This window comes from Desulfobacula sp., from assembly GCF_030145145.1.
In the GTDB taxonomy this organism is placed as follows: domain Bacteria; phylum Desulfobacterota; class Desulfobacteria; order Desulfobacterales; family Desulfobacteraceae; genus Desulfobacula.
On the sequence record NZ_JAQYWD010000047.1, the window covers coordinates 1 to 19,036 of the forward strand.

The following is a 19,036-nucleotide window of genomic DNA, read 5'->3' on the forward strand; positions in this document are numbered from 1 at the left end:
GTATTGGGGTTTGATCCCATCTGGTTTTCCATTATTTTCATCCTCAATATGCAGGTGGCGTATCTGACACCGCCTTTTGGGTGGGCATTGATCATGATGAAGGGCGTAGCACCGCCCGGTATTACCACAAGGGATATCTGGCTATCAATTCCACCCTTCGTGATCATGCAGTTAATTGTCTTGATACTGGTAATGATTTTTCCGCAACTGGCCTTATGGCTGCCGGATAAGATGATGTAAAAACCTAAAGACCGAAATTTAAGTTACACAATAAGTTTTTTTAACAAGGAGACATACGATGATTAAAGAATCTGATCTTGAGAAACTGTCCTTTCCCGATGCCCCGAACATCATAACGGATTCAGTCCCAGGCCCCAAAAGCCTCAAACAGCTCCAGGAGGCCCCCGAGTTTGAATCCATGGCAAGGGGTGCCGGCAGATTTCCTTTTGTTTTTGATGACGGATTTGGATCCACTGTAAAAGATCCGGATGGCAACCTGTATATCGATATCACGGCAGGTGTTGCAGTCAACTCTGTCGGGAGAAGACATCCCCGGGTTGTCGAAGCCATCAACAAACAGTCTAACAAGCTGATGCACGCCAGTGACTGCAGCAGCTCTCTTCGACTGGAGCTGGCCAAGAAAGTATCCGGCATCATGCCCAAGGGCCTTAAAGACAATTGCATTACCTACTTCACCCAATCGGGTTCCAGTGCTCTGGAATCTGCCATTAAATTTGTCAGAAAAATAACCGGAAGATCCCAGATCATCGCTTTTCACGGCGCCTATCATGGGGTTCATTGCGGATGTGGTTCCTTGACCACAGGGGATCAGTACCGGAAAGACTTTGGGCCGTTTATTCCCGGCGTTATCCATGCACCGTATCCCTATTCGTATCGATGCTGCTTTGGCACAAAAAGCCAGAAGGCCTGTGAAGAGATGTGTGCCAATTATGTGGAATACCTTTTGAACACCCCCTATACGGCTGCCGATGACGTGGGGGCTGTGATCATCGAAGCCCAGCAGGGGGAAGGTGGCTACCTTGCGCCAAACCCTGAATTTTTCCAGCGATTAAAAGCATCCTGTGAACGACACGGCGCCCTGTTTATTGCTGACGAAGTACAGTCCGGCGCCGGACGTTCCGGCAAGATGTGGGCCATTGAACACAGTGATGTTGAACCGGACATGCTGACCTTTGGCAAAGGGATGGGAGGTGACGTGCCAATGGCAGGTCTTTCCATCAGAAAAGATCTGGCCAAAAAAATCGTGGATGGTTCCCAGCCGAACACCTTTGCCGCGAATGGCGTTTCTGCCGCCGTCTGCATGACAAATATTGATATTATCACGGAAAACGATTGTGAATTGGTGAACAGGGTTGCCAAACTCGGTGAGCAGACCAAAAAAAGACTCCTTAAAGGAGCCAAGGAAATAGACTGTATTGGTGATGTTCGGGGTCGGGGGTACATGATCGGCATTGAACTGGTCAAAGACAAAAAGACAAAAGAACCCTTTGATGCGGATTTAATGGGCCAAGTCATCATGGGAATGATGGGTAAGGGAATTATTTTAGTGCCCTGCGGCCGGTATGGAAATGTTCTCAGGTTCATGCCCCCCCTCACCATTCCGAAAAAATATTTGGACAGAGCTTCAGATGCACTTCTTGAAGTCCTGGGGGATATTCACTATTAAACAAAATAAAATTTATTCCTGAAATTATTCACCCGGTCCGCAAGATTCGGCCGTTATGAGCCAGTGACCTGCGGATCGGTCATAAAAACATCGAATCACCCGAAAATTTAAACTGTTCAGATCATCTTGAATCGATTGGGGTGACGTCGGAAGCAATTGTTCTGCAAAAAAAGGGAGTTTGAAACGTTGCCTGATAGTAAATATGGAAAGTATATTATCCGCAGTCCCCTGGTTGTTGACCCGAATTGTCCACCGGGTGAAGGGATCAAAGGGGTTACCTTTCCCAATGAAATTTTTATGAGTCCCCATCTTGTGAAAGGATGCCCCCTGCTGGTGGATATTGGATGGCATTTTACCGTCCCTGATCCAGACCCGGTTGAAGGGACGCATTTCCATGATTTTGATATGGTGTTATGCTTTGTGGGCTCTGACCCGAAGGACCCTTCCAATCTGGGCGCCATACTTGAAATGCAATTGGGTGGTGAAAAACATATGCTGACCAAAACCTGCTCAATTTTCATTCCCAAAGGTCTTGAACATTGTCCGTTAATCCATAGAAGAGTGGACAGACCCTATCTTCAGATCGAGTTTGCCGTCAGCGATCTAGCCAGCTATATTGTCCCTAATTTTACAAAAACCATTTCTATTAACACCAAACCTTTTGTGGATGCTGCTTCCAATATCTAGTATACTTGTTCAAACAGGATGAATTAAAAAAACAAAACAAGGATAAAAAAGATGACGTCAAAAAATATATTAACCGGCAAGAAAATTCTGGTCGTAGATGATGAACCGGATGTGTTAGCGACATTAATTGAACTTTTGGATATGTGCAAACTAGACACGGCTGCTTCTTTTGAGGAAGGAAAGCGTCTACTGGAAGACCAAAATTATGATCTTGCCATTCTGGATATCATGGGCGTAAGAGGATTTGATTTGCTGAAGATTGCCAATCATCAAAAAATCCCTGCTCTCATGCTCACCGCCAATGCATTATCGGAAGAAAGCCTTAAAAAATCTGCCCAGGATGGTGCTGCCTACTTTGCACCCAAAGACAAAATGGCGGACATTGAACTTTTTGTTGCCGATGTCCTCACGGCATTGAAGATGAAAAAAAGTACCTGGGAAAAGTGGTTTGACAGACTATCCAAATTCTATGATGGCCGATTTCATGGGACAGGCTGGAGAGAACAGGAAAAAAAATTCTGGGCGAGCAAAATAAAAACAAAATTTTAAGCCTGTATATTCCTGTTCTCTTGTCCCGTTCTGCCCTTATTCCACCATTTGGATCAGCTCATAAGAGATGAGCATACTTCTGGGTGCCGAGGTGAGTTTGGAGCCTGATCGTTTGATCATGGCCACGAGGAATTCCACTGTCCCATCATTGTCATGGTCCCCAATGTCAATGCAGGTAATTTGACCGGGCAATCGTTTGGGCAGATGTTCATCCGGGGTAAGGCCCATCTCATTCATGGAGAAGATGTCAATACTTCCTTTTTTAAACGACCGGGTGCTGGGCAAAAGATAGTTGGCATCTTCTTTGTTATGGATCACAAACAATTCAGTTTTACCATCCCCTCCAAGGTCAAACACAAGGTTTCTGGGTTGAAAATAATTAAAATTCGCTTCAGTAAACTCATGAACAACCTTGGGGAACTTATAATAGATGTTGCTGCCCCCGTACCCTTTATCACTTTCCCATATTTTACGTCCGGATTCATTGAAGATCACCAGCCGGCCCTTCTGGTCCGTAAACACAAAATTTGTGGCCTCTTTATTCAATACGTCCCCTGATGTCAGGCTCATGATGGAAAATTCCCCGGGTGTTCTTAGCGTCATTCCCTGGATATAGGTTTGATTATCCCATTCAACCTTGAAAACGCTCTTGGGCACATAAGGGCCTTCTTTACCTGTCAGTTGACCATACAGCGCTTCAGTCCCCTTTGCATCCTTAACCACCTTAAAATACCAGGGAAACGTTTCATTCTGTTTGATATAACCGGTTCCGGTATACTCAATGACAAAGGATTTCACTTGTTTGGAACTGCTGGAAAACCGTGTAATAAAAATTTCCGACCGTCCGTTATGATTAATGTCGGCCACGTCCACGCCAATGAGCTTCATGATGGGAACGTCTTCTTCGATTTTTTGAACAGACTGCAATCGCCCATTCGCCTGGGTTTTAAAAATTTCAATGGTCCGGTCATAGATAATGACGATTTCATTTTTCTTGTCCCCGTCAAGATCCCCGATGGCCATACCATTTAACGCACCATTTATTGTCAAAAGGGTCTCAAACTGACCTAACGGGCTCACCGGCCCCTGCCGGGCAGTTAACACGTTCTGCTGCGCTGACTGCTGGGGCTTGAATGCGTGGGTCTCCCGGCCAAATACCTTATAATTTATTTCTGCTGTGATTTCATCCAGTTCCGGAATAACCGCACCCATTTCATTTGCCTGTCGGAAGAAGGTCAGTGCGGGTGTATTGTTTTTACTGTCAATCATGTTGACATCCAGACTCATGCTGTTTCCAAAAAGGGTTAAGCTGCCGAACAGGACATAATCCACATTTAAAAAAGCGCCAATTTTTTTGGCAATGGTTTCATTCACCCCCTGGGCCATGGACAATTCAGTCGCAGAACCCTTTAACCTGTTTTCAAGGTCCTCCCGGGTCAGGACTTCCACTTCATCCATGTAATTGATCCGTGATGAAAGCATATCAAAAATCCCTTTTTTCAAAAAGGTAAGATCCTCCTGGGTGTTGATAACAAAGGGAAGAACAGCAACTTTTTTTGTTTCCTTTGGAAAGCCGGGACTTGCCAGAATAACAACACAGGCCAGGGCGGCCAGGGCAATATAGTTCAGTCTCCGAACAGATGTTTTTATTTTCAAAATAAAGCTCCTTTTCATCATGGGGTGACCCCAAGCTTTTGTTAACTGTTTATGCCAGCATCACGTATGGTCAGTCAAGTCACCATTGCATAACAGGGATAACGCCATATCGTATCGGCCATTATATATAACAACAAAATCCGTCATACAACCCTTTTAAACAACTTTTCAAGCCGGTCCTTTGTCAGCGTCACCATGGTGGGTCTGCCATGGGGACAATGCAGGGCATTTTTGCAGTGTTCAAGATCTGTCAACAGTCTTTTCATTTCCGGAAAATTCATGAGTTTATTGGCCCTCAGGGCACTGTGACACGACAAGGTCACAAGGGTTTGTTCCAGCCAGTCCTTTTTTGAAAAATCATTTTTCCCTTGAATTTTATTTTCCAATATGTCAACGATCAGCGGCGCGGCTTCTTTCTCATCTATGATGGAAGGGATGGCCTTGATCACATAGGTTGATCCGCCAAACGGCACAATATCAAATCCAAAGGATGTCAACTCTTCCTGTATCTTAGACAGCGCATCAGACTCCCGGGCATTCAGGTCAAGGGTCTCAGGCACAATTAAATCCTGGCGCACGGTCTCAAGGGATGCCTGGCGTTTGCTGAGCTGTTCATACAGGATTCGCTCATGGGCGGCATGCTGATCAATGAGCACCAGACCGTCATCAGATTCGGCCAGGATATAGGTCCCCAGCACCTGTCCCAGGATTCTTTTGAAAAACGAGTAGCCCCCCAAAGGAGACGGTCCGTTTTCTTGAATCGTTGTACCACCAGCGCTGAGCCCTTTCTTTTCAGGGGAAAAGCGATCCTGCGTCACAGGCATATCCCACTCAATGACCTGCTGCTCGGCTTTTTGACAGGGCGCTTGACCCGGATTGCGGGGGAGATTCAAACCCGCATTCCCGACCTTTTCAGGGAGGGTATCAGATGCTGAATAGGCCCCGGCATTTTCCTGGGCGGCCATAAGGGCCTTGTTTACGGCCTCAGATACGGCCAGATAGACCGGGCGAGAATTGAAAAATTTGATTTCCCGTTTGGCAGGATGAACATTCACATCCACCTGATCATAGGCAATGGTGATAAACAAAACCCCCATGGGAAACCGGCCTTTCATGATCCGGCCCTTGTACCCCTGGAATATGGCCGATACCAGTCCCCGGTCATACACCAACCGGTTGTTCACGAATAAAAAAAATTTTGACGAAGTGCTCCGGGTGATCAACGGATGGGAACAATATCCATGAATACGCAGAACCGCGTCAGAAAACTCAAGGGGATACAATTTATTGACAACATCCCTTCCAAGAATACGAACACATCTTTGGAACAGGTCATCGGCGGATGAAAAATTTTTTTGCAATTTCCCATTTAAAAATAACCGGAACTGGATATGGGAATGTCCCAGGGCCATACCGGAGATGACATCGACAACATGCCCCGCTTCAGTGGCATCGGATTTTAAAAATTTTTTCCGGGCCGGTGTGTTAAAAAAAAGATGTTTCACTTCCACCAGGGTTCCCACGGGTGCCCCGGCATCGGAAACATTCTGTATTTTCCCCCCGGTAATGTCTATTCTGGTTCCGATATCAGACCCATTGGGTCGCGTCACCATGGTAAATTTAGACACAGATGCAATGGAAGGGAGTGCCTCGCCCCGGAATCCCATGGTGGAAATGGAAAAAAGATCTGCCTGGGCAAAAAGCTTGCTTGTGGCATACCGCTCAATGGATAACAGCGCATCATCCCGGGCAAGCCCCGTCCCATTATCAGACACCCGAATTAAAGATTTCCCCCCCCGTTCAATTTCAATGGTGATACGGGTGGCATTGGCGTCAATACTGTTTTCAACCAGTTCTTTTACCACGGAAACAGGTCTTTGAACCACCTCTCCTGCGGCAATCTGGTTGGAAAGGATTTCAGGCAGGATTCTGACGACGGTCATCGTTTACCAGCCTTAACAAAAATTGGGAATCCTTTGGACTTAAATCAAATTGAAAACTGGCATCATCCACCAATCGGGTCAAATTAATGTCAGGATTTTCTTTTCTTTTTTCCGATATCCACTTGACCGCTTTTTTTAATGCCTCGCTCTTGGGTTGCACGGTTGACATCTGTCATCTCCTTTCGGGTTAAAGATTAGGCAGCACCTTGTCCAGTTGAAGGGTTTGTTCAACCCCATACCCTGCTCTTAAAAGTGACATTTCATCAAACCGCTTGGCCATCATCTGGATGCCAATGGGCAGTCCTTTTGAAGAATATCCTGCAGGAACAGATATTCCGGGAATACCGGCCATGTTAGCGGAAAGCGTAAAAATATCAGTTAAATACATGGTTAAGGGATCATCCACATTCTCACCGATTTTAAATGCAGGGGCCGGCGCCACAGGAGACAAGATAAAATCACAGGTCTCAAACGCCTTTGAAAAGTCTTCCATGATAAGGGTCCTAACCTGGGATGCCCTCCCGTAATACGCGTCATAATACCCGGCCGAAAGTGCATACGTTCCGATCAAAATCCGTCTTTGAACTTCCAGGCCAAACCCCTTTGACTTGGTTTTTTTATACATCTCCATCAGGTCATCACAGGTGGTGTCCCTGAAACCGTATTTAACCCCATCAAATCGGGCAAGATTGGAACTGGCTTCGCAGGGCGCAATAATATAATAAGCGGCCACCACATAATCCGTGTGGGGCAAAGAGATCTCCTTGATCTCAACACCCAGGTCCTGAAACATTTTTTTTGCATCCTTAAAAACCCGTTCAACATCCGGGTCAATTCCGTCAACAGACAGATATTCTTTGGGGATTCCCGCTGTCATCCCTTTCAAAGACCCTTTTTCAAACTGGCCCATGGCTGCTGTAAAATCAGGCACATCCACCCGTGCACTGGTGGAATCCATGGGATCATTCCCGGATATGACATTCAGCAGCACAGCCGCATCCCTGACGGTCTGGGTGATCGGCCCAATCTGATCAAGGGAAGAGGCATAGGAGACCAGACCGAACCGGGAGACCCGGCCATAAGTCGGTTTCAGTCCGACAACGCCGCAATGAGACGCCGGTTGGCGAATAGATCCCCCGGTATCGGTTCCCAAAGCAGCACAACAAAACCGGGCCGCAACAGCGGCTGCAGACCCCCCACTGGAACCACCGGGCACATACGCCTTGTTCCAGGGATTTTTTGTGACTTTACAAGATGAATTCTCCGTTGAAGAGCCCATGGCAAATTCATCTAAATTGGTTTTGCCGATAATGACGGCACCGCTTTCTTTTAATTTTGACACAACGGTTCCGTCATATTGCGGGACAAAATTATCCAGAATCTTTGAGGCACAGGTGGTTCTCATTCCTTTGGTGCACAAGAGATCTTTTAATGCAATAGGCACGCCGGTCAAAACGGATAGATTGTTCCCCGCAATATCCATATCTGCTTTTTTTGCCTGTTCCAGGGCCAGTTCTTTGTCCACCGTAATAAACGCACCAATGTCATCATCATAGGTTTCAATTCTTTCAAGGAACGCATTGGTCAGCTCAACAGAAGAGATCTTTCGGTCAATGAGATGCTTTTGGGCGCTCCCAATGGTAAGTTCATGGTATTCCATTTCATATTTTCCTTCTTTTTTTCACCATCATTTCACCACCCGGGGAACCGTATAAAAATCCCCATCTCTTTGCGGTGCATTGGCCAGTGTCACATCCGGTCCAGGTGATACGGCCAATTCGTCTTCCCGCAATACATTTTGCATGAACGCGGCCCCTGAAGAAAGTTTGACCCCTTGGACATCAACATCCTTGAGCTTATCGATATATTGCAGGATATGGCTCAATTGTTCCGCCATTTTTTCTTTTTGTGACGGATCAATCTCCAATCGAGCAAGGTGGGCCATTTTTTCGACTTCATCCGTTGATATCTTCATCACTATCCCTCTTTAAAATTATGGAGTTTATTTTTGATCTGTTTAGTTTTTCTTTCAATACTTTTGCCTCATCATAGGTGTCAAAGGCCCCGATCCTGATTCGGTACCAGATTTCCCCGTCTTTTTCACGCTTGAGTTGATAGGCAATGAATCCTTTTTTTTCAAGACGCTTCATTTGTGTGACCGCATCTTTACCGTCTTTGAATGCCGCGACCTGAAGGGTGTAAATCCCTTTTCGGGCCTTTTTATCGGGTATGCCATCCATATCAATCGTTTTCCCTAAACGACTTTTTTTCTTTATGATTTCAGACGTTTTGGGGCCTTTCGGGGCTACAGAGGCTGCCATTTCAACCGCTGCCTTTGCCGTATTGCCGGGGGGGTTAAATGTCTGTTTTTTTTTGCTTTTTTTGAATGGAATCTTATCCGGAATTTGTATTGTTTCTTTTTTCGGAATAATTTCCAATGGTTTGTGCCGGGGTGTGGCATCCTCTTCGGGAACAGGATGATCAAGGACATCATAAAAGTTTAAATTAATTTTCTTCTGGACCCCTTTTTTTTCCCCAACTTCATTGACAATGGCTTCAAGCCTTTTTTGAAATTTCTGGGTATCAAACTTCACCGGCGATGTTCCCCGGCCGACCATGATACCCAATAAAAACATCCACCCTGCAATAAACGTATAAATTAAATATTTTAAAATCCCTTTAAAGGATATCATTCCTTTTACATTCTTTCCGGTGCTGAAACCCCAAGAAGCATCAATCCGTTTCGAATGACCTTTTTTACCCCCAGGACAAGGCTTAACCTGGCCCGGGTGAGGTCTTTTTCTTCTGTAATGACTTTATGTTTATTATAGTAGCCATGGAAAGCCGATGCAAGACTCATCAAATAGGTAAATATCACATGGGGATGCAATGTGGTCGCACTTTTTTCCACTGTTTCCTTGAAGGCCGCCAGCAATTTTAACAGATTGATTTCTTCTGCTGCCGTCAACAGCTCAAGATGTTCTCCCCGGCTGAAATCAATGTCCCTCAGCAGGGTCTCCTGTTTTGCCTTTAACAGGATCCCGGTGATTCTTGCATGGACATATTGAACATAATAGACGGGATTATCGGCATTTTTTTGTTTGGCCAGTTCAAGGTCAAAGTCAAGCCCGGAATCATAACTCCGGCTTAAGAACATAAATCTTGCCGCATCCTTGCCCACTTCATCCACAATATCTTTTAATGTAACAAACTCACCCGCCCTTGTGGACATCTGAAACGGCTTTCCCCCCCTTAAAAGATTCACCAGCTGAACCAGAATCACCTCAAACTGGTCTCTCGTTCGACCTGATGCCACAACAGATGCTTCCATTCTTTTGATATAGCCATGATGATCTGCCCCCCAGACATCAATCACCCGGTCAAACCCCCGCTCATATTTTTCCATGTGATAGGCAATGTCTGACGCAAAATAGGTCGTCAGACCGTTATTTCGAACCACCACCCGGTTTTTCTCATCACCGTAATCCTGGGTTCGAAACCAGAGGGCACCCTCGTGTTCATAGATCAGGTCTCTTGCGGTAAATGCATCAATGGCCTTTTGAACCCTGCCGGAATCATACAGGCTTTGTTCACTGAACCACTGGTCAAAGGTAACCCCGAAACTGGACAAATCTTCTTTTATACCATCAAGAATTTTCTTTGCCGCAAACATTGCACACCGGTCAATGGCCGCGGCTTCATCTGCCTGGACAAAGGAATATCCTTCCTGTTCAAGGATCTGGGCCGCCAGGTCGTTAATATACGCCCCCTGGTAACACGTATCAGGGAATGCAATGTCTTGACCGGTCTGTTGTAACACCCGTAACCAGACAGATGTGCCAAGGGTTCGGATCTGGCGCCCTGAATCATTAATGTAATATTCTTTTTGGACATCAAATCCCGCAAACGAGAGAATATTTCCCACTGAATCTCCCACCGCAGCGCCCCTTCCATGCCCCACATGCAAGGGACCGGTAGGATTTGCACTGACAAATTCAACCTGTACCTTTGCGTTCTGACCGATATCAGAAGCCCCATATTGTTTATCTTGTTCAAGGATCCGGTCAACCACGGGATACCATACGTCATTGGAAAGAAAAAAATTGATAAATCCAGGTCCTGCTATCTCAACCGTTTCAATCAACCGTTCGGTTTCAATGAAAGCAACCAGGATTTCAGCAATTTTCCGGGGCGGCATTTTCTGAACAGCGGCGGAAACCATTGCAACATTCGTAGCATAATCTCCCTGGGAGAGATGCCGGGGTTCTTCTATCTCTATTTCAGGCATCTTATCCGATGGCAACATGCCTTTTTCAAAGGCTTTTCGAACGGCATCAAGGAGTATTCTTTTTATCTCATTTTTCATCATTTACTCTAATTTTCGTGTTCTGAAGTATCTTCAGGGGTAAATTTAGGGGTATCGTCTTCAGAATCAATTTCTTTCATCTCATCTTCCTTGGTGTCCCCATCTTCCTCCAGTATTTTATCCAATTCAACATCCTCATCTTCCAGTTGGAATTTTTCTTCCTTGGGAAAGGCTTCAACATCATCATATTCTACGATTATGTTTTCTTCAGCCTCATTTAAAAAAAAGTCTTTTGTCATTTCAAAAAGCTTTTCACAAAGATCTGAAGTGGGAAAAAACCCTCTGGTCCTGATCAATTGAGAAAAAGAGCGAAGGCCTTCCTTGGAGGCCTTTATTGCTTCTTCAAGACTATAGTCTTCTTCGAGGAGCGGCATGACAACTCCCGGATCCACCTCGCTGGATTCTAAAATTGTCAACATATTGTTTTTAATATTTTTCTCGAATCTTATTTTCTGTCTCATCTACATCTCTCCCGTAAAAAAATTAATCTGAAACCCTTTAATATAGCGCAACTATAAATTCTGTCAATAAGAAGATTCCTTTATGAACGCATATCATTATAACTCAACTTTCAGTGTTGGCAATTTACATGGGGTCAGGCTTTCTTTATGGCACTTTTTGCCTGTCTGCTCATGAAATAATGATAAAAAGTACAATAAAAAAAGCCTGACACCATCCATTAAAGCGAATGCCCGAAAGTTGAGATTATAATAAATCATTAAACGCTACTACGGTTATCTGTTTATATCCGGCAAAAAGCGCCAGAAGATATTCAAGAAAAATAAAGGCCTGGTGATTCATGCGCATGTGATGAATCATGATCCCGCAGGCATCATCGTTCATTCCGGTTGTAAATTCCGCCAACAGTGTTTGCCATCCCTCTTTGGCCCGTTGTTCTTTCCGGGTATGCAGGTCCACGTGAACCGGAAAATCCCTGAGGCCCGGGGGGGACAAAGGCAGACTGCCCTGGCTTCTTGAAACGGCCTTAAACCCCTTTTCTTTCAATAGCATCAGTGTTTCCGGGCTGCAGCGATTCCAGGGGGGGGTGAAAACAGGTGTCAGATTTTTCCCCATAATGGCCGTAAGCCTTTCATGCCCCCTTGACAGATCACTGGAAAGCGCCCGGGTTGACCGGATGGCACCAAATTCCTGTTTTTTCCCTTTTATCTCATGATTCATATGCCGGTACCCATGCATATGCCAGCAAAAAAGTGTCTCTTTTTTGCCATGGAATTCAGCCATCGCCTCCCACCGCGACTGCGTCATCCAGGCGGGAACAACAGCAAGACATAAAGGGGTCTGGTATTTTAAAAAAAGCGCCATCAGGTGTTGATAATTTTTTGACAGCACACCAATATCATCCGCCCTGAAAAAAACGGTGACAGCACCATGGGCATCCAGTGCCGCTTCAATGGTCTGTTGCATGGCATCCGTGATTTCAGGGGCCAGGTAATGGTCATAAGAATGGTAGATACTTGATATCAAAACAATCTTTGCTCCCTGATCCATTCCATGGTGTTCAAGGCACCGTGGATATTCAAGTTAGGGTGAGGGATGGTTTTTTGGGGCTGTCGGTCATTCTTTGTTTCCATCAATTGAGAAAGCCTCAGGGGGGTCAAGTCCTGATCCTCAAGAAGGGTCATGGGGACAAACCGGGCCAGGTTCAGGGCCCGCTCCCGTTGCTCCCGGTTCTGACGGAACGGCCAGACAAGTGACGGCACCCTGGCGGCCACAATATTCATACAGGTATTATATCCGGCCATGCTGATGGAAAGGTCTGACGCACCTAACAGGGAAACAAACTCCCGGGTAAATTCTTCAATGTGAATGTTTTTCCCGGCAAACGAACGAAGATATGCTTTGTCTTCAGCCGCCATATAGGGCCCGGTACACACTTTCAGCATCACATCCTCTGTTGAGGACAATTCCTTGTAAGCGTTAACCACGGCCCTTAACAACGGCGCCCCTACATTCCCCCCCCCGGCACTGGCAACAATCAGACGGTCTTTCCCGGTCACGCCCATCTCCTGCCGGATACGCCCCACCTGTTCCGGATCCGGAACAGGGGTAACAAACCCGGTATAAACCAGGGGGATTTTTATTTTATCCAGTCTTGAAAAACTAGCAGACAGTTTGATCAATTGCGGATCTGAATGGACCAGTACCGCATCAAACCAGCTGTTGAGTGCTTCTATCACACGGGTTTCATACTTTAACGAATCTTTTTTCTCCACCAGGATATCCCTCAGGCTGCACACCACTTTACACGTCTTTCCAAGGTGATGGCGTATAAACGCCAATGCGGGAATCAACTCAAAACGAAAAGCCCTTCGACCAAAGGGATACAATTCGATAAAAAAGACATCCGGACGTTCCGTTTTTATCAGGTCCAGCAATGCTTTCTGCCGTTCCAGTTTCACCGCTTCCACCGGTATTTCAGGATTAACGCTATGAAGACCGGTAAACGCTTCGTCCATCATCAGGCCTGGAAGATGCACCTGTCGGATATGCGCCGGCAGGATCACATCCACTTTGTCCCCACCGGTCACCAGAACCACATCAAAGGCTGCCATGGCCCGGGCGATTTCAAGGGTCCTGAAAAAATGGCCAACCCCCAGAACATGCTGACAATAAATAAGTATCTTCACCACTGATTCCTACGTTAAATTTACGGCTGATTGTATATTGAATCCATAAAAATTGCTACCCTTGCTAAGGACCGAAAATTTTATAAATTGAACATAATAGCTTGCCTTTTGGCCCATCTACTGCGTTTCATCAAAGGCTAAATAGGCCTGCTATTAAACCTTTAATGCGCCTTGTAGATGAACCAAAATTCTGCGCTATTTATGTCCAATTTATTTCATCTGCGGTCCTTAGCCCAGCTTAAGACGGTTTAACTTCTTGATGCGTATCCGTTCCTTCCCCGTTAACTCATGGAGGTGATACGCCTTCAGCAACGGCATTTCATCCCGTGTAAAGGCCCTGTCCAGTAAATGATATATCAATATTTTCATCACACTGCTATGGGTGACAACCAGAACCTGGTTTTCGGCAAATGCTTCTAGTGCCTTTTGCATTGCCCTGGAAACCCGTTTTAGAACCCGGGTTCTGGATTCACCCCCCGGCGGGCAAAACGCCCATCCCCTTGATTCCTGGCGCTCAATTTCTCCGGGGGCCTGCTTTCTGATATCCGTGAGCCGCCGGCCTTCCCACTCACCAAAATCCTGTTCCCTTAAATCTGCGTCATAAAAGATATCCACCGCCAGCAGTTCTGAAAGAATCTGGGATGTCTGCCGTGCACGGGTCATGGGACTTGACAGAATCAAATCATAGGTTTCAGGCTTTAAGATATCGGCCCAGAGAACAACGTCACTCATTCCGTCAGGACTTAACACGGTCTGTGTTCTGCCCTGTATTTTTTTTTCCTGGTTCCATAGCGTTCTGGCATGCCGGATCAATCCAAAAGTTACCATTCAGGCCACCACTCCTTGGAGAAGGTGTTCAAAGGCGGCATAATTTTTATCAATATCATGGTGGTGTTTCACATAGATTACGGCATTCTCGCCCATCCGGTTTTGGATCTCATCATGGGTTAACAAACAGACCAGGGCATGGGAAAAAGATTTACAATCATAGGGCGGCACTAAAAAACCGGTTTTTTTATCCACGACCACCTCCGGGATCCCCCCGTTATTAAACGCCACCACCGGCAGGCCGCAGGCCTGGGCCTCAAGATAGACCATTCCCAGAGACTCTCTGATGCCCGGGAAGGCAAACACATCCCCTGAACTGTAAAATTGAACCATCTCTTTGCGGTCAATTTTTCCGACAAAGGTATACTGCCCCGGCACATGCTTTTCAGCAAGGGCTTTCAGGTCTTTCCCCCGCTTTCCACTGCCGGCAATCACTAGATGAAAATCCAACTTTATCTTCACGAGTTCCGCACAGCAGCGTATGAGCCATGACAACCCTTTGGTTTTGACATCATCCCTGAACATGGCCGCGGTGAGAAGAATCGGGCCCGGGCTGTTGACCCCCCATTTTTTCCTGAACCGTCTTCCCGCCGGTTCCTCTCGTTCAAATGCCCTGGGATGAATCCCGGGCTTAATATAAGATAGACGGTCTTTGGGGACAATCCGTTTGAGATTTTTTAAATCGGACAGTTTATTGGTGAACACATGATCCGCCTGGCGCAATGCCGCTCGATTCAGATAAAACCCAAGGATTGTTTTTAATCTTCTTTTTCTTTTGGTCGAATAAATTCCCTGGAAAATAACATATTTGATACCCAGTAGTTTACACACCCAGGGTCCCAGAAGATCCGGTGCCTTGTAATACGTATGATAGGTCAACCACACATCGGCGGGATCTTTCTGGAGGTTTCTCAAGCAGCAGACAAACGCTTTGGCCCATGCCCCCCATCGCCAGGGTTGAAGATAAATCCACCGGGCCCTTAAGGTGCTTTGAATACACAGGGTATGCCCCTGGGATTCAAGAAAGTCAACAATCCCCCTGGCAATCATCAGGTCACCGGACGGATGGGGATGGCCCAATGGCTTAAACGGGGCATAAAAGGCAATTTTCATCTATATTTCCAGTGCCGGTTATTGATGCTGCCCCATGGCCAGATCCGGTATATTATCGCGATAAATCCCGGCCAGATCCTTGATCAGTATCTGGTTGTTAAACGACCGTGTAATTCTTGTTTTTGCTTCCAGTGTCACTCGTTTTCTCAATGTGTCATCCGTTAAGAGCGTTTCCATGGCATCGGCCAGGGCCAGCGGATCCTTTTGCTGTACCATCATCCCGGAGACACGGTCTTCAAGAAACTCCGGTATCCCGGATACCTGGGTGGCCACCACCGGCAAGTTCATGGCCATACTCTCGGCCATGACATTGGGAATCCCATCCCTGTCACCGTTACCGGCAATCTGACACCCCAGCACGAACAGATCCGAAGCGGCATAATAATGAATAACCTCTTCATGGGTCAAGGTGCCGCAGAGAACCGTCATGCTTTCCAGACCCAGGGTTTGAATCAGTTTGAGCACTTTATCGGTATCATCCCCTTCTCCGATAAGGGTATGCATAAACCGTATCCCCCGGTCCCGGAGAATGGCCAATGCCCGGTAAACTGTTTCAAGCCCCTTTTTCTCGGTCAGCCTGGCAACGGTCAGCAGTTTATAGGGAGGAACACACGAGGTATGGTTGACCTTTGGCGTAAAATAATCCAGGTTTATCCCGTGATACACACAGGAAATTGGCGTGGTGGTGTTACCGGCCAGCCGGGACAGATGTGTCTGGTTGTATCGCGTACAGGTCACAACAAACCGTGCCATGTCTATCTTTTCTTTAAGCTGCCGGGGATCAGAGGTATAGATATCTTTTGCATGGGCAAAAAAACTAAACGGAATACCACTCAACAGGCTTGAAAACATGGCAACCGATGTGGGCGAATGGGCAAAATGTGCCTGGAAATGAACGATATTTTTTCCGGGCAGGCACTTATGGACCAGGTAACCCGCCTGGAGCAGATGTTTAAGTGTGGCAGACTTCCGGGTCCGCATCCACCGGACAGCTGCCTTTTTAAGGGCCTTAAAATAGAGCTTTGGTTGTTTAACCGCCAGCATCAGATTATGATACACCAGGGGCAACAGATGATTCAGTATGGTACTGGGCAGATAGTCCACACTGGCGTTGATCTTACGGATGCTGGCATGGGTAAAAGCCTCTCTGGGGTGACGCATGGATATAATAGCGATGTTAAATCCCATTGATTCCAGCAACAATATCTCATTTGAAATAAAGGTTTCTGATATTCTAGGATAACCTTTTAAAATCAAACCCAGTGTCGGGGGTACATGTTTTTCCATTTTTACCGTTCCAAAAATTAGATATTCGTTCACAAATCGTTTCAATTCCGGTCATCTCAAACTGGGCCAGGGCAGTGGCAAAAGTGTCTTTGTTTTCCAGCATATAAAGTATTTTTTCTTCTAAATTAGACGCATTGAGCTGACTCCAGGGGATAAACTCAATCAGATGTTCCCGATGAAAGGCCTGGGCCCGGAGATACTGCTCTTTTCTGGGGGTTTCCCTGGGGATCACCAAAGACATGGTTTTTGATGAAACCACCTCACACAGGGTGTTGTAGCCGCCCATACACACAACAATATCGGATGCGGCAATCAGGGTTTCCATATCGGGGAAAAAGTCATGGGCCTGAAGTCCCAGCTCATTGGATCGTTCCAGTATCTGACCTTTATCATTTCTGGATAAAAAAGGCCCTGTAACAAGAACGGTCTGAAAGGGCGGTAGTATGGATTGGTCTTTCATCCTTTCCAGCATTTTTAAATACAGATCCAGCACATGGAATCCGTCGCCGCCGCCGCCGGTGGTAACCGTGACAAGGTTTTCATTTTTCATGACATTCAATTGCAGCCTTAACGCTTCTGCAACACCTTCCTGGGGAACCTTTCGGGGGATATAGCCGGTGAAGTGCACCTTTTGTTCAATGGATTCGGGTATCGCATACTCCTGTATGGGATCGTAAATATTTTTCTGTCCATACACCCAGACCTCACTGTACAGGTCCTCTATGGTGGCATAGATATTTTTTTTATGCCAGTCGGATTTAACGGTATCTGCATCATCCATGATATCCCTTAATCCAAGGATGGTTTTGGTATCTTTTAAATTCTGTTTTATCCATTCCAGCGCCGGCAGCACTTCTTTTTTCAGTCCCTGGGGTTCCTTATCCACAATAAACAGGTCCGGTAAAAACGTTTTCACCGTTGCCATGATGATGCTTTGCCGGATGTCCATTGCCTGGAGGGGATCAATTCGAATGGTCAGCGGGAAATACTCATCATTTGCTTTTTTTATCATCCCGGGAATCCGGACATGATCCACATATTTGGGAAAAGTCAGGCGGCCGGCAATGGGTGATCCGGTCAATATCAGAATATTGGTGTCTGCCTTGCTCAGCTGTTCGGCAATGGCCATGGTTCTTCTGATGTGCCCCAGACCATAAGTGTCATGGGAATACATCAGAATATTAAACGTTGAATATTTATCCATGATAAGTTAACGGGTTTCTCCTTTTGAATAGAACTCGAAAAAATGCCTCATAATGAGTTCAACGGTTTCTCGGTTAATATGAAAATTTTCTTTTCCATATTCAAAGCAGCTTTGGTTCATCATCATGTTAAAACTGGTGGCCATTTCATAAGCGGGAAAGTAAAAGACATCCTCGTGCCGACACACGAATTCATCGGTAACGGCTCTCAGGGTTGATTTGGAGTTGCAGTTGGCAGAAATCACATCCATATCCTTGCGGAAAGTGGCCCACAGATGCACTGGTGAAACCGTTATAACAAGCTTGCAGTCTTTGTTATATTTTTTAAGCAGGGTATAAATTTTCTCCAGATTATCTAAATTTTCCTGATACCGGCTGACCCTGAAGGCATACTCATCCCCACCGCCACCCTCATTAAAATACGGTCCTGACGGGAGGCAGATTACGCTTTGATCCGACGTATCCTCCCATATTTCAGTCAGCCCGAGGGTTAATATCAGCACCCGGGCTTTCATGATGGCTTTTCGGGAGCAAAGGATATGGATTTGAAAATCTTTTTCAGCGGCTTCAATTGAATCATAAAGAATGATACGGCGGTAAGGGTCCTGGACCTGTTTTGTTCGGGGAGATATCCACCACCTTGTTCTGGGGGTAAAGGATTCAAATGTATATTCAAAAATCTGCCGCAAGGAAAAGGTATTGTAGACCCTTTCCCAGGCAGCACTGGCATGGACCGATGCCGGGTGATGGGTTTCTTCTGTAATATAATGATACCCCTGCCGGATCAGAACCTTTCTGATCTCCCGGGCAAAGCAGGAGCCCATGGATGCGATGGGAGTGGAGGGATCAATTAAAAGGCCGGTATTACTGTCATGGGGGTATTGATTGGGTATAAATGTGTTGTCATAGGACCCTGGCCAGACCTGCCAGGGTTTGAATTGATGTAAGGGGTGCATTTCAGAACTTGCCATAATTTATCCTAAATATATCTGACGCATACTTTTAGCCAACCTTATGGATCAAGTCAAGAAAATGACCGGACAAATCATCCATCCCCTTGGAGTTTACCC

19 protein-coding genes are annotated in these 19,036 nt (G+C 46.1%); 4 read left to right on the plus strand and 15 right to left on the minus strand.

Features of this window, described 5'->3' with window-relative positions; all coding sequences use genetic code 11:
- From Q1Q15_RS21900 to Q1Q15_RS21915, 4 genes are all read left to right on the plus strand, one after another.
- The coding region (locus Q1Q15_RS21900) for a TRAP transporter large permease subunit (RefSeq protein WP_300464665.1) at nt 1-240 on the plus strand (240 nt) is incomplete at its 5' end.
- 58 nt (nt 241-298) lie between these two features.
- Entirely contained in the window at nt 299-1,687 is a 1,389-nt protein-coding gene (locus tag Q1Q15_RS21905) for an aspartate aminotransferase family protein (RefSeq protein WP_300464667.1), read from the plus strand.
- Nucleotides 1,688-1,873: 186 nt separating this feature from the next.
- Nucleotides 1,874-2,374 carry a hypothetical protein gene (locus tag Q1Q15_RS21910; protein ID WP_300464669.1) on the plus strand — a complete coding sequence of 167 codons (501 nt, stop codon included), beginning with the start codon at nt 1,874-1,876 and terminating at the stop codon, nt 2,372-2,374.
- Nucleotides 2,375-2,425: 51 nt separating this feature from the next.
- Nucleotides 2,426-2,923 (plus strand): response regulator, encoded by a 498-nt coding sequence (locus Q1Q15_RS21915; RefSeq protein WP_300464671.1) that lies wholly within the window; start codon nt 2,426-2,428, stop codon nt 2,921-2,923.
- A 36-nt stretch (nt 2,924-2,959) separates the two neighbouring features.
- On the opposite strand, the gene Q1Q15_RS21920 is transcribed toward Q1Q15_RS21915, so the two are convergent.
- The 15 genes from Q1Q15_RS21920 to Q1Q15_RS21990 form a co-directional block, all read right to left on the minus strand.
- Complete coding sequence (locus Q1Q15_RS21920; RefSeq protein ID WP_300464673.1) at nt 2,960-4,579, minus strand: FG-GAP-like repeat-containing protein; 1,620 nt, start codon at nt 4,577-4,579, stop codon at nt 2,960-2,962.
- A gap of 143 nt (nt 4,580-4,722) precedes the next feature.
- On the minus strand, nt 4,723-6,522 hold the full coding sequence (gene mutL / locus Q1Q15_RS21925) for a DNA mismatch repair endonuclease MutL (protein ID WP_300464675.1): 1,800 nt from the start codon (nt 6,520-6,522) through the stop codon (nt 4,723-4,725).
- Complete coding sequence (locus Q1Q15_RS21930) at nt 6,497-6,691, minus strand: hypothetical protein (RefSeq protein WP_300464677.1); 195 nt, start codon at nt 6,689-6,691, stop codon at nt 6,497-6,499. Before Q1Q15_RS21930 ends, mutL begins: the two co-directional genes overlap by 26 nt.
- A gap of 18 nt (nt 6,692-6,709) precedes the next feature.
- Complete coding sequence (gene gatA / locus Q1Q15_RS21935) at nt 6,710-8,182, minus strand: Asp-tRNA(Asn)/Glu-tRNA(Gln) amidotransferase subunit GatA (RefSeq protein ID WP_300464679.1); 1,473 nt, start codon at nt 8,180-8,182, stop codon at nt 6,710-6,712.
- Nucleotides 8,183-8,209: 27 nt separating this feature from the next.
- Nucleotides 8,210-8,497, minus strand: a complete 288-nt coding sequence (gene gatC, locus Q1Q15_RS21940) for an Asp-tRNA(Asn)/Glu-tRNA(Gln) amidotransferase subunit GatC (protein WP_300464681.1) — start codon at nt 8,495-8,497, stop codon at nt 8,210-8,212.
- Entirely contained in the window at nt 8,478-9,215 is a 738-nt protein-coding gene (locus Q1Q15_RS21945; RefSeq protein WP_300464683.1) for an SPOR domain-containing protein, read from the minus strand. The genes gatC and Q1Q15_RS21945 overlap by 20 nt, the downstream gene beginning before the upstream one ends.
- Before the next feature lie 5 nt (nt 9,216-9,220).
- The gene (gene argS, locus Q1Q15_RS21950) at nt 9,221-10,888 is read right to left on the minus strand and encodes an arginine--tRNA ligase (protein ID WP_300464727.1); all 1,668 of its coding nucleotides are present in this window, start codon (nt 10,886-10,888) and stop codon (nt 9,221-9,223) included.
- An 8-nt stretch (nt 10,889-10,896) separates the two neighbouring features.
- Entirely contained in the window at nt 10,897-11,349 is a 453-nt protein-coding gene (locus Q1Q15_RS21955; RefSeq protein ID WP_300464685.1) for a hypothetical protein, read from the minus strand.
- A gap of 244 nt (nt 11,350-11,593) precedes the next feature.
- On the minus strand, nt 11,594-12,373 hold the full coding sequence (locus tag Q1Q15_RS21960) for a polysaccharide deacetylase family protein (protein ID WP_300464687.1): 780 nt from the start codon (nt 12,371-12,373) through the stop codon (nt 11,594-11,596).
- Entirely contained in the window at nt 12,370-13,536 is a 1,167-nt protein-coding gene (locus Q1Q15_RS21965; RefSeq protein ID WP_300464689.1) for a glycosyltransferase, read from the minus strand. The genes Q1Q15_RS21960 and Q1Q15_RS21965 overlap by 4 nt, the downstream gene beginning before the upstream one ends.
- 228 nt (nt 13,537-13,764) lie before the next feature.
- Nucleotides 13,765-14,364, minus strand: a complete 600-nt coding sequence (locus Q1Q15_RS21970) for a histidine phosphatase family protein (protein WP_300464690.1) — start codon at nt 14,362-14,364, stop codon at nt 13,765-13,767.
- Complete coding sequence (locus tag Q1Q15_RS21975; protein ID WP_300464692.1) at nt 14,365-15,477, minus strand: glycosyltransferase family 4 protein; 1,113 nt, start codon at nt 15,475-15,477, stop codon at nt 14,365-14,367.
- A gap of 18 nt (nt 15,478-15,495) precedes the next feature.
- Nucleotides 15,496-16,764 carry a glycosyltransferase gene (locus tag Q1Q15_RS21980; protein ID WP_300464694.1) on the minus strand — a complete coding sequence of 423 codons (1,269 nt, stop codon included), beginning with the start codon at nt 16,762-16,764 and terminating at the stop codon, nt 15,496-15,498.
- Nucleotides 16,712-17,968: a glycosyltransferase gene (locus Q1Q15_RS21985; protein ID WP_300464696.1), complete on the minus strand. Its 1,257-nt coding sequence runs from the start codon at nt 17,966-17,968 to the stop codon at nt 16,712-16,714. Before Q1Q15_RS21985 ends, Q1Q15_RS21980 begins: the two co-directional genes overlap by 53 nt.
- Nucleotides 17,969-17,974: 6 nt before the next feature.
- Entirely contained in the window at nt 17,975-18,937 is a 963-nt protein-coding gene (locus Q1Q15_RS21990; RefSeq protein WP_300464697.1) for a GSCFA domain-containing protein, read from the minus strand.
- Nucleotides 18,938-19,036: the final 99 nt, after the last annotated feature.

What these genes read in the sequence shown, in the direction of transcription:
- Q1Q15_RS21905 (WP_300464667.1), top strand. Translation starts at nt 299, where the DNA reads ATGATTAAAGAATCTGATCTTGAGAAACTGTCCTTTCCCGATGCCCCG.
- Q1Q15_RS21915 (WP_300464671.1), top strand. Translation starts at nt 2,426, where the DNA reads ATGACGTCAAAAAATATATTAACCGGCAAGAAAATTCTGGTCGTAGAT.
- mutL (WP_300464675.1), bottom strand. Translation starts at nt 6,522, where the DNA reads ATGACCGTCGTCAGAATCCTGCCTGAAATCCTTTCCAACCAGATTGCC.
- Q1Q15_RS21930 (WP_300464677.1), bottom strand. Translation starts at nt 6,691, where the DNA reads ATGTCAACCGTGCAACCCAAGAGCGAGGCATTAAAAAAAGCGGTCAAG.
- gatA (WP_300464679.1), bottom strand. Translation starts at nt 8,182, where the DNA reads ATGGAATACCATGAACTTACCATTGGGAGCGCCCAAAAGCATCTCATT.
- gatC (WP_300464681.1), bottom strand. Translation starts at nt 8,497, where the DNA reads ATGAAGATATCAACGGATGAAGTCGAAAAAATGGCCCACCTTGCTCGA.
- Q1Q15_RS21945 (WP_300464683.1), bottom strand. Translation starts at nt 9,215, where the DNA reads ATGATATCCTTTAAAGGGATTTTAAAATATTTAATTTATACGTTTATT.
- argS (WP_300464727.1), bottom strand. Translation starts at nt 10,888, where the DNA reads ATGAAAAATGAGATAAAAAGAATACTCCTTGATGCCGTTCGAAAAGCC.
- Q1Q15_RS21955 (WP_300464685.1), bottom strand. Translation starts at nt 11,349, where the DNA reads ATGAGACAGAAAATAAGATTCGAGAAAAATATTAAAAACAATATGTTG.
- Q1Q15_RS21970 (WP_300464690.1), bottom strand. Translation starts at nt 14,364, where the DNA reads ATGGTAACTTTTGGATTGATCCGGCATGCCAGAACGCTATGGAACCAG.
- Q1Q15_RS21975 (WP_300464692.1), bottom strand. Translation starts at nt 15,477, where the DNA reads ATGAAAATTGCCTTTTATGCCCCGTTTAAGCCATTGGGCCATCCCCAT.
- Q1Q15_RS21980 (WP_300464694.1), bottom strand. Translation starts at nt 16,764, where the DNA reads ATGGAAAAACATGTACCCCCGACACTGGGTTTGATTTTAAAAGGTTAT.
- Q1Q15_RS21985 (WP_300464696.1), bottom strand. Translation starts at nt 17,968, where the DNA reads ATGGATAAATATTCAACGTTTAATATTCTGATGTATTCCCATGACACT.
- Q1Q15_RS21990 (WP_300464697.1), bottom strand. Translation starts at nt 18,937, where the DNA reads ATGGCAAGTTCTGAAATGCACCCCTTACATCAATTCAAACCCTGGCAG.